The 9,100-nt window shown below is 53.7% G+C and carries 15 protein-coding genes; 3 read left to right on the top strand and 12 right to left on the bottom strand.

Annotation, left to right across the window (positions count from 1 at the left end):
* Positions 1-43: 43 nt before the first annotated feature.
* The 12 genes from VSQ30_RS20125 to VSQ30_RS20070 form a co-directional block, all read right to left on the bottom strand.
* Positions 44-847: a hypothetical protein gene (locus tag VSQ30_RS20125; RefSeq protein WP_334466962.1), complete on the bottom strand. Its 804-nt coding sequence runs from the start codon at positions 845-847 to the stop codon at positions 44-46.
* Positions 848-1,006: 159 nt separating this feature from the next.
* Complete coding sequence (locus VSQ30_RS20120; protein WP_201751276.1) at positions 1,007-1,351, bottom strand: AbrB/MazE/SpoVT family DNA-binding domain-containing protein; 345 nt, start codon at positions 1,349-1,351, stop codon at positions 1,007-1,009.
* On the bottom strand, positions 1,348-1,599 hold the full coding sequence (locus VSQ30_RS20115) for a hypothetical protein (protein ID WP_160642940.1): 252 nt from the start codon (positions 1,597-1,599) through the stop codon (positions 1,348-1,350). The genes VSQ30_RS20120 and VSQ30_RS20115 overlap by 4 nt, the downstream gene beginning before the upstream one ends.
* A gap of 12 nt (positions 1,600-1,611) precedes the next feature.
* Complete coding sequence (locus tag VSQ30_RS20110; RefSeq protein WP_334466959.1) at positions 1,612-2,496, bottom strand: DNA adenine methylase; 885 nt, start codon at positions 2,494-2,496, stop codon at positions 1,612-1,614.
* Positions 2,497-2,620: 124 nt separating this feature from the next.
* Positions 2,621-3,001: a hypothetical protein gene (locus VSQ30_RS20105; RefSeq protein WP_201751275.1), complete on the bottom strand. Its 381-nt coding sequence runs from the start codon at positions 2,999-3,001 to the stop codon at positions 2,621-2,623.
* The gene (locus VSQ30_RS20100) at positions 2,998-3,708 is read right to left on the bottom strand and encodes a DUF1281 family ferredoxin-like fold protein (protein WP_160642939.1); all 711 of its coding nucleotides are present in this window, start codon (positions 3,706-3,708) and stop codon (positions 2,998-3,000) included. The genes VSQ30_RS20105 and VSQ30_RS20100 overlap by 4 nt, the downstream gene beginning before the upstream one ends.
* Complete coding sequence (locus tag VSQ30_RS20095) at positions 3,693-4,487, bottom strand: DNA cytosine methyltransferase (protein ID WP_334466956.1); 795 nt, start codon at positions 4,485-4,487, stop codon at positions 3,693-3,695. The genes VSQ30_RS20100 and VSQ30_RS20095 overlap by 16 nt, the downstream gene beginning before the upstream one ends.
* Positions 4,466-4,918: a DNA cytosine methyltransferase gene (locus VSQ30_RS20840; RefSeq protein WP_334466954.1), complete on the bottom strand. Its 453-nt coding sequence runs from the start codon at positions 4,916-4,918 to the stop codon at positions 4,466-4,468. Before VSQ30_RS20840 ends, VSQ30_RS20095 begins: the two co-directional genes overlap by 22 nt.
* Positions 4,919-4,953: 35 nt before the next feature.
* Positions 4,954-5,286 (bottom strand): hypothetical protein, encoded by a 333-nt coding sequence (locus VSQ30_RS20085; RefSeq protein ID WP_160642938.1) that lies wholly within the window; start codon positions 5,284-5,286, stop codon positions 4,954-4,956.
* Positions 5,287-5,295: 9 nt separating this feature from the next.
* Complete coding sequence (locus tag VSQ30_RS20080; RefSeq protein ID WP_160642937.1) at positions 5,296-5,595, bottom strand: DUF4314 domain-containing protein; 300 nt, start codon at positions 5,593-5,595, stop codon at positions 5,296-5,298.
* A 30-nt stretch (positions 5,596-5,625) separates the two neighbouring features.
* Positions 5,626-6,078 (bottom strand): hypothetical protein, encoded by a 453-nt coding sequence (locus VSQ30_RS20075; RefSeq protein WP_334466951.1) that lies wholly within the window; start codon positions 6,076-6,078, stop codon positions 5,626-5,628.
* The gene (locus tag VSQ30_RS20070) at positions 6,072-6,467 is read right to left on the bottom strand and encodes a hypothetical protein (protein WP_334466949.1); all 396 of its coding nucleotides are present in this window, start codon (positions 6,465-6,467) and stop codon (positions 6,072-6,074) included. The genes VSQ30_RS20075 and VSQ30_RS20070 overlap by 7 nt, the downstream gene beginning before the upstream one ends.
* A 607-nt stretch (positions 6,468-7,074) precedes the next feature.
* On the opposite strand from VSQ30_RS20070, the gene VSQ30_RS20065 reads away from it, so the two are divergent.
* The 3 genes from VSQ30_RS20065 (at position 7,075) to VSQ30_RS20055 (ending at position 9,019) form a co-directional block, all read left to right on the top strand.
* A complete protein-coding gene (locus VSQ30_RS20065; protein ID WP_334466947.1) occupies positions 7,075-7,632 on the top strand; it encodes a hypothetical protein in 558 nt (185 codons plus the stop codon).
* 17 nt (positions 7,633-7,649) lie between these two features.
* On the top strand, positions 7,650-8,123 hold the full coding sequence (locus VSQ30_RS20060; protein ID WP_290462781.1) for a hypothetical protein: 474 nt from the start codon (positions 7,650-7,652) through the stop codon (positions 8,121-8,123).
* A 65-nt stretch (positions 8,124-8,188) separates the two neighbouring features.
* Entirely contained in the window at positions 8,189-9,019 is an 831-nt protein-coding gene (locus VSQ30_RS20055) for an Rpn family recombination-promoting nuclease/putative transposase (protein ID WP_088364426.1), read from the top strand.
* The last annotated feature ends 81 nt before the right edge of the window (positions 9,020-9,100 follow it).

The raw sequence follows: 9,100 nt of genomic DNA, 5'->3' as shown, positions 1-9,100 counted from the left end.
AAGGACACCACTTTTGCGGTGTCCTTTGGGGGTTATTTTGTTATCATGCGTATCCGATATAAATGTTGTAGTTGTTCCCTCCTGTGGATTCATACCATATCCACACATCGGTGATATCCGGGTCGTTTGCATATCTATTCATCCTGCTGCTGATGTCCCTCTCCAGGCAGGTGCTGTGCGGCCCGGCCCCGATGGGGTTGTCCCAGCAGTCTACCGCCGAGCTTTCCAGCCGTAACCCCAGCCCCTGTGCGCAGCTTTGCGCGTACCCTATCCAGTAGCCGATATCGAAGGTGGGTTCCTCTATGACCGGCTCTGGCGTGGGTTCTGCCGGGGCTGGTGTAGGCTCGGCAGGCGCGGGTGTTGGCGCTGGAGGCTCCAGTGTGGGAACAGGTGTCGGCGCGGTAGTAGCTGCTGGCGGTGGGGTGGGGGTAGCCTTGACGGTGACTTTCAGGTAGGCGTCAGGTTCGGTGGCAGGCGGTTCAGGGGTAGGGGTGGATGCTGCCGTTTTTGGCTCTATAGCTGGATTTTTTTGCTGTTCCTCTGACTCCTTTGCTTCTTTCTGCTGAGCGGCAGGGGCGGTTTTGGGGTCCTCTTTTGCAACCTGTGCGGCCTCTTTTTCCCTTTCTGCCGTATCCAGTTTAACCTTGAGGCCAGCCGTGATCTGATCTATGACGGCACTCGTGTCAATACGTTCCCCGCTGATATCGCTGGGCAAGTCTACATTCAGCACAAGCGCCTGGAGCGCGGGTTCCGGCTCGGAGTGTGTGGCCTGTGGCTGTTTCATCTGACACCCAGCACTGCTCACCAGCAGGGCAGCGGTTAAAATAGTGGTCAGGATTTTCTTCATAGGGTTCATCCTCTCTTGGAGTTTTTCTTGACCACAAGGATACCATAAACTCCCGAAAAGTCCAGGCCAAAATCAAATAAATATGCAACAAAGATTCAGCCGAAAACTTTGGACGATTTGGGCGGAGCGCGGATCGTTTTCAATCCAGAACACCTCCTGTTATATCGGTGTGTCAGCTTCCCGGATGCGCGGAGGGCCGGTCCGGATTTCCCTCTTGGGCAGCCTGCCCAGGCTCTCGGAAAGCTGCACGAATGCAGCCTTTTGCAGTTCTACCGGCAGAGAGTCTAGTAGCTCCAACAGCATGGCGTGGTCATCCGTCACGGCCTGTACAGTTTTGTCTTGGCAGTTGTCGCAGAGCTTTTCTCTGCGGACAATCACCGACCTGCCGTCAGCAGACTCAGTAAAAGACAGCACGTCGTTGTAGGCAAAACCCACCCGCTGCCTGATTTCATAGGGAATCGTGATACGTCCCCGCTTGCCCAAAATGCGCAGTAGCTTTTTCATTCATCAAGTCCCCTTCCGTCGCAGTTGGCCTCGCAGGGGCAGCTTTCACAATCAAACTCGCAGGGAACAGCGTTCAGCGGGCAGCTTTCGCAGTCCCGGTCGCAGACATAATCCGCTGTGGTATCCGGCGTGTCGATGATGATTTTCCCGGCGCGGGCGCTCACTTGGATGATGCTTTCGGTGTTGATGCCCGCTTCCAGGAACATTTCCAGGGGAACGGACACCAGAATAAATTGCTCACTTTTCAAAATAATCACTTCCTATATCTCAAATGCCAGTTGCGCTGGCTTGGCTTTTTCTCTTTCAAATAAATCGTAATTACCGATAAGCAGTTCCTTGAACTCTTTCCCGGCCTCGTATCTTTGCGCCATGGAGTGTACCCTGGTGAAATCGAACACAGGAAAACCGTCATACAACTCCCGAATCTCCGGGCAGTCGTTATACGAGAGCAGGAACTTTCCCTGCATAGCTGCCGCCGTATCCCGCAGGCGCACATGGTCTGCCCAAGCAAACTCCACCGCGTACATATCCTCTGTGGAGAAATACGGCGGGTCCAGGTAGAAGAAGGTGTCTGGCCGGTCATAATGGTGGATGAGGGTTTCAAAATCCTGATTTTCGATTACCACGTTAGCCAGCCTGCCCTCTAACTGTTGAATCAAACTGAACAGCCGCCGCAAATCAAAGGGCTGGGAGGCGAAAGATTTCTTCCCGCTGGAATAACTGTACCGCAGCAACTTCAGGTACATGGCCGCCCGGCGTACATCGTAATCTTTCGTGATGCGCTGACGTATAGCCTGCAATTCTTCCGCTACTGGAGGTGAAAACAGGACCTCCGTTAGCTCCATTTCTTCTGCCAGGAATTTATCGTCGAACTGTTCATGTTGGAAAAACTTCTTGATAGCCATAAAATCTGCTCTGGAATTGAGGCTGCAAAAGCCCAACTCCCGGATGGTCGCCATGGTGCGCTCTTTCATGCAGTGGAACAGATTCGTAAGGTTCCGGTCAAAGTCGTTGTAAATCTCGAAAGGGTCAGGTGGCTTGCCCAGCAGCACACTGCCGGAGCCGCCAAACACCTCCACGAACCTGCCATATTTCAGAGGAAACAAGCTGTAAATGATGGGGAGGATGGGCGCTTTATTGCCCACCCAGGATACCGGCGATTTGATATATTATCATCTCTTTTCTATGCCGGAAAACTGTCCAGAAAACGAAAAAAGCCGGTATCATCGTCCTCTGAACGATTGATACCGGCCTAAATTTTTGCTATACTTATTTCATGGACATCCCGCTGTCGAGGTCCTCATCTGCCCCCATTTCTGCGGATTCTTCAAACTCGCCCAAATAATTGGGAACATAATCAGACAGCCAAGTCCCGCCAAAGGTATCGTGAGTTTTCAGCCTCCAGATTGCCAGTCTGCCTACATCCACACTGACATCTTTGAAGGGGAACAGCAGGCAGGTCAGGCCGTTGTGCTCGAATGCAGAACACTCCGTAAACTTGCTGCCGTTTTGCAGGATACCTTCCTCGGTCAGCATTTTGTTGAGGCCGTCCACCCACTCCTGCAAATCCCCGCCGCAGCCTTGGAGGATCAGGCCCTCAGTGTTTCCCATGCGGCGCAGGGCGTCAGTAGTGATCTTTTTGATGCTCACAACTTCGGCCCTCCCATATCTTCGCTTTCGTCCTCATCTTCATCCATGCCATAAAATCCCCATAGGCCATTGGCATAGTCGACGGCCTCCTGCCCGGTAGGGTAGAACTCCCCATCCGGCGTTCCGTTGTGGTACTCCACCTCGCCGCAGTTGTGACCGATATCTTCATCTGCCCACTGGTGTACAAAGTCGAGGTCGGGATACATAGCAGCCAGCTTTTCCATGATGGGTGTGGGCGGCGACCAGGCGGTCAGGAACTGTAGGGTCTTACCGTCAAACTGAACACCGCCCTCGTAGCCGTAGGCGTTCCACTTGGTACCCCAATTCCGTGTGCGCCACTTGTACCAGCTGGCAGCGCCGTATTTTTGCTCATTCTGAAACGCCTGCTTGCCCAATTTCCATTCTGTCTGGTCGATGTCGGGGTGAACACGCAGGAATGCCTGCTCGGATTTTTCGGGGATGTTCAGCAGGTCGAAGTCCTCTTTTTTGCCGTTAAAGGTATAGACCTCAATGAAGTCCTGGTAGGCTTTCAGACCACGCGTAGTCCGGGGGCCTTCTTCAATATCCAACTCTGCGGGCATGGGGGTTAGTTTGTTGAAGTCGATGGAACCCAGGCCGTATTCATCGTTCTTGATGGCCGCAAACAGAGTGTTAATCCTGGCAGGATTCCCTTCGATTTTGATAATATTTATTACATGGTTCGGCATGGTGACCTCCAAAAAATGTCTTTGATTTTCTCGCCCAATGCGGAAATGACAGGCACCGTAACGGCGTTGCCAGCCATCTTATAGAGCTGTGCGTTGGACAGCCCGGTATCCGCAGCTTTGTGGAACTGCTCGTCACTAAACCCCTGCAAGCGCCAGCACTCTATAGGCATAAGTTTTCTCACTTTGCCGTAGTGCAGGTTGCCGTCCGTGTCTTGCACAGGGATGGAAAAGGGAGCCTGTCCCTCTACAAAAACACCTGACTTTCCTCCCTTGAACTTGCCGATGCCCGCATCCTGATTTGCCAGCAGACACCTGGCATTTTCGGTCAGTTCCGGGTTTTCGTTCAGGTCGATAAAAAAATATCCCTGGTTATTTCCAGGGGTAACAGTGTGCGCGATTTTATACCCAACCCTGCCGCGCCGGGTATTCATGGTGGCGTAGGCCAGGTCGATGCTGTCGCCGGGCCTGGCAAGCTGATAGCCTGCTTTCGTCATAACTTTTATGGGCAGAGTAACATCGTACAGACCGGTCTTGCCGCCAAACCCGCCAGCGGTGCTGGTCAGGGTAATGGATACTCCGGCGGGGGAGTATACCCGGCACCCTTCCGGGCCAGGTAGGACTTGCTCAAGAGCCGCTCCATTTGTGTCTGTGAAAGAAAGTATTTCTCCGGCACATTTTCCTCTAAGATATCCGACAATATACACCCTTTTGCGGGACTGGGGGACTCCAAAATCCTTGCTGTGTGAGTTGAGCCTGCTCAACTCATGCACCTCAGCCACGCGACATCGTACCCCAGGTCATCCAGCGTAGCGAGGATTGTCGTAAATGTCCGGCCTTGGTCATGAGATAAGAGCCCGGGAACATTCTCAAGCAGCAGAAATGCAGGTCCTTTACTGGCGGCAAGACGTGCGATTTCAAAGAACAGAGTTCCTCTGGCATCGTCGGCAAATCCTCGCCGTTTTCCAGCGATTGAAAAAGACTGGCAAGGGAAGCCTCCGCAAATAAGGTCGATATCCAGCAGCGTGCCGGGGTCGATGGTTCTAGCGTCTGCATAGAAAACTTCTCCTTCTGTGTTGTACATAGCGTTGTACGCCTGATTTGCGTATTTGTCTATTTCGCAGTGGCCCACGCATTCAAAGCCGCCCACGGCCTCAAGGCCAGAGCGAAAACCGCCGTCCCCCGCGAACATATCAAAAAATCGGATAGCCATCTGCCATCCGGCCTGCCTTATAGTTAAATTTCACCTCACATTCTCATTCCAAAATCTTCGTCCTCATCCATGTCCGGTTCGATTTCCTTTTGCCATTGCGGTTCATCTGAGTGGCAGAAGTAGTCATCCAGGCACTGCACGCTCTGGTACAACTCCAGCCACTTTGGATTGTTGGAAATGGTCTCATACTCATACATGGGGGAGCCGTGGTAGCTGACATCCTCGCCGTATACCAATTCTCCGTCCTTGACACAGACAAAGCCATCCCTGGGCGCAAAACCCAGCCGTGCCTTGAGTGCCCTGAACGCCTCCACCGGGTCGATATAGACTTCCTGCTCAAACACAGCCCTGATTTTCATATCTTTCATAGGGATTCCTCACATTCTCATGGACGGGCAGTCCTCGTCCATATCCTGATTTTCTTCCTGTTCTTCTGCCAGTTCTTCTTCGGTCAGCTTACGGAAGGAGTCCTCGCTGGGGATGAGTCCCAGCGACCGGCCATTGTCGAAACGGCAGTGCAGGGTGCCGATATCATCCACCGCCATGACGGTCCCGCGCGTGTTGTCGCTGACACGGTGAATGTCCTGGCCCATACTCAGCAGCATGATCCGGATGCCGGAGGGGTACTCGGCCTTGTATCTCTCTGCCTGACGATGCAGGCGATCCCATTCGTTCATATTGAACCTCGCTTTCCGCGTTATGCAACACTACATTTTCATGCCCTGGTGCTGATCCAAGTGTTCTTCCAGTTCATCCTCGGTGCAGAGGAAATAGTCATCGCCGCTCTGCCAGTAGGAGACGTAGAGGTCGCCCTCATCCGTACTGATGGGCCGCTGCTCGAAGCCCTCTCCAAGCCCATCTGAGCATTGCCCGATGATCTCTTCCCGCAGATCTGTCATTTCTTCTGCGGGAAGCGGTTCCTTGAGGTGGCAGTCGATCCGGCCCAGGAGCCTGCCGTCCATTTCCTCCACCGTCCAGACTGCGGACATGAGTTTGGCTGCTACACCAGGATTTCTGTCCAGATACTGCGCCATGTCACCCATTTCAGGGGCCTGCTCGTCGGCGATGCCTTGCTCGATCTGGTCTTGATACGCAACCAGGAAACCGCTGCCCACCTCGACATACTCGTCGCACTCGCCGTCATCCAGTTGGCCTACCAATGGGCAGTAGAACGTAGCTTGACCGGACCGGCGGCCTGGGTCATGTCACGGATATCCTCGAAGAGCATTTCCTTGGTAAGATACTGGTTGTGGATGATGTTTTGCTCCAGTTCTGACAGAATTTCTTCTCTGGCGGTGGATACCGCAAAGGCTACGGTGTTGGCATCAGCCAGGGTGTCACCCTTGCTAAACACCCGCAACAGGCCACTTCCGATTTCGTTGTCGGCAGTGAGCTCCACGTCAGCGGCATTGTCATCCGTAAGCAGGATACTCCGGGGCGCTTTTCGGATACCCATTTCTACTATAGCGTGGTGCAGTTCATGGATGTTGATGGGTAGTTCCTTTTCGAGTGTCGCTCCAGCCTGACTAGTGATTTTTACTTTAATCATTCGATACACCTTCTTTCATGAAATAGAAAAAGCCGGTCGCTTGTTTTGGAGATGGCTCTCCAGCGACCGGCTATGTATTTTTAAGGTGAGATGGCCAGCAGTTTTTCTTCTGCTGGCCACCTCATTTCGTTCTATTCTGTTGTTGTGAGGGTTCACTTCCTGCCGGAAAGCCAAAACGCCGTTTTTACATCCACGTTTCGGCACTTTCGAAATCCAGCCTTTTGAGATGCAAAAAACCGCGTTTTTACAGTGAAGAATTCACCATGTTCCACAGCTTTCCATAGCGTTTCGTGGAAGTGTAAAAAAGCGGCGAAATTCCGAGGAATTTCCTAACTGCCCGAACCATCCCGTCCCTTATCTTTCCATAGTGCTCCATAATGTTTATGGAGGCTGATAAGGGACAATTCAAGGGACAGCAGAATTAAGTTCATATTCTGAAATATGCAGGCGGACTGCTGCGGCGGCATCCTGCTGACCCTTAGAATTCAGTTAAGCACATCCCCAAAATAGGAATCTGCCCAGGCGGCAGGTTCCTTTTTTGCATCTCCCGATGCCAAGGGTGGCGGGAAATGCCGCTGGCCCCGGCCAGCGAAAGGAGATGAGCAGCATGTTCTACCAGAAAGTCAACCGACGCAGCCGGGAGGCCATGACCGGCTTCCTGGCCCGCCACTACCGCTACAACACCATGAACGCCTGGAACCGCTCCACGTCCTATGCCAACGACGTCAAGGTGCCGAACCTGGATATCCCCAGCGAGCTGCAAAACCTGGCCTATGACGTGGCTAGCGGCGAGGTGGAGGCTCCCGATTGGGACATATTCTTTGCCCGTACTGTCTCGGACTTTTACCAGCGCACCGGCTACCACATCGGCTTCAACGGTCGCAGCAGCGGCTACCTAGTGCTGTACGAGGCGGAGGCAAACGAGGACGGCACTTACTCACTTTATCCCGGCCGCTCCATCGACATGTACGAGGACTTTGCCGGCTGGGATATGCAGGACCTGCGCGGCCGGGTGGAGCTGGTCCAGGATTTTGACAAGACCTGCGACCGGCTGCGGGAGGGCTTTGTCTTCATGCTGGAGCACTATGCCCCCGGCCAGTACACGGAAGTCAAGAAGATACCCCACCGCGTTATGGAGCCAGCGGGCAAGGGCCTGCTGGCCTGATGAAAGGAGGAAAACTTTTGCAACCTACCCCACAGATTATCGTCCGCAACTTCGAGCAGTGTGAGCGCATACTTTGTACTGAGACCGGAACCCTGGACAATTTAAACCTGTCCAACATTATCACGCGTCTTATCCAAGACGTGGGCCGCTTCTGTGAGCGCTTCGCCAGCGATTTCATTATCAGCTGGGATATGGTTCGCAAGCAGCTGGAACCCCGTCCTGTCACAGAGCCTTACTATACCGTGGAGATTTTCGGCATCCGCCGCGCTGGCGTGGACCACAATAACTTCTTCCTGTCCCACTTGAGAAACGACAGCCGGGGCAGATACTTCTGCTGTGAGAATGTCTACCGAAAGGTGCTGGCGCTGGGCATTGAAATCCTGCCCGCCGAGTCTCCAGAGAGGTGCCCCCGCGTGACCTGCACACTAAAGGACCTGACGGACGAGCTTTGGCGTGTTGAGCCCGGCGACCTGGAGGAAAATGCAGCCTGATACAGCCAAAGCCCTTGCAAATCTCTGAAAAAAAGAATATACTAATAGTAAAGAAGGTGATACCCATGGCAATCAAGCCGTTCCATGAGCTGACGCTGGCGGACGACTTTATGTTCGGGGAGGTCATGCGCCGCCCGGAGAACGCAAAGCCCTTTTTAGAGGCCCTGCTGGGCAAGAAGATTGGCAGCATCACGGCGATAGACAAGCAGAAAGAGCTGACAGACGGCGCGGCCCTTCACGGCGTGCGTCTGGACGTGTGCCTGGAGGACGAGAGCCGCACCCAGTATGACGTGGAGATGCAGACCGGAGCCAGCTATGGCCTGGAAAAGCGCATCCGCTATTACCAGAGCAGCATTGACCGCAGGACCCTGAAATCGGCGGAAAGCTACCGGGAGCTGCGTCAGAGCTTTGTTATCTTTATCTGCACGGACGATTACTACAAGCGCGGACTGGCGGTATACAGGCGCAGGTCCGTGATAGAAGGCGCGGAGGATATTGCCTACGACGACGGCTCCCATGCCTACATCCTCAACGCCAGCTTCACAGAGGGCAACAGCAGCGCTGAGGTGCTGGACTTCCTACGCTACATTGACGCGGGCTACAGAGGCAGGCCGCTGGACGTTCGCTCGGGCTATGTGGCCCAGATAGAGCAGGCGGTGGAGGCTGTGAAAACCGATGAAGAAATGGAGGGGACTTATATGACGCTGGCTATGAAATTGCAGGATATGAAGTGGGAAGGCCGGCAGGAAGGCCGGCAGGAGGGGGAAGAAAGCAAACTGTTTGCCAACCTCAAGGCTCTAATGGAGAACCTTGATATTCCAGCGGACAAGGCAATGGATTTGCTTAATGTCCCAGCCAGTGACCGGCCAAAGTACCGGAAGATGCTGGACGAGTAACAAGCACAGCAGAAAAGTGATGGGAGGCAGGTCAACTGGACCTGCCTCCTGTTTTATTTGCCCAGGGCAGGACAGTCGCAG

This window comes from Acutalibacter sp. JLR.KK004 (assembly GCF_036941085.1).
Lineage (GTDB): Bacteria > Bacillota > Clostridia > Oscillospirales > Acutalibacteraceae > Acutalibacter.
Note: the sequence above shows the minus strand (reverse complement) of the source record. Positions and strands in the feature narration are given on the sequence as shown.

Coding starts and splice junctions, on each gene's coding strand:
- VSQ30_RS20125 (WP_334466962.1), bottom strand. CDS start 847: ATGAAGAAAATCCTGACCACTATTTTAACCGCTGCCCTGCTGGTGAGC.
- VSQ30_RS20120 (WP_201751276.1), bottom strand. CDS start 1,351: ATGAAAAAGCTACTGCGCATTTTGGGCAAGCGGGGACGTATCACGATT.
- VSQ30_RS20100 (WP_160642939.1), bottom strand. CDS start 3,708: ATGCCGAACCATGTAATAAATATTATCAAAATCGAAGGGAATCCTGCC.
- VSQ30_RS20840 (WP_334466954.1), bottom strand. CDS start 4,918: ATGGCTATCCGATTTTTTGATATGTTCGCGGGGGACGGCGGTTTTCGC.
- VSQ30_RS20085 (WP_160642938.1), bottom strand. CDS start 5,286: ATGAAAGATATGAAAATCAGGGCTGTGTTTGAGCAGGAAGTCTATATC.
- VSQ30_RS20080 (WP_160642937.1), bottom strand. CDS start 5,595: ATGAACGAATGGGATCGCCTGCATCGTCAGGCAGAGAGATACAAGGCC.
- VSQ30_RS20070 (WP_334466949.1), bottom strand. CDS start 6,467: ATGATTAAAGTAAAAATCACTAGTCAGGCTGGAGCGACACTCGAAAAG.
- VSQ30_RS20065 (WP_334466947.1), top strand. CDS start 7,075: ATGTTCTACCAGAAAGTCAACCGACGCAGCCGGGAGGCCATGACCGGC.
- VSQ30_RS20055 (WP_088364426.1), top strand. CDS start 8,189: ATGGCAATCAAGCCGTTCCATGAGCTGACGCTGGCGGACGACTTTATG.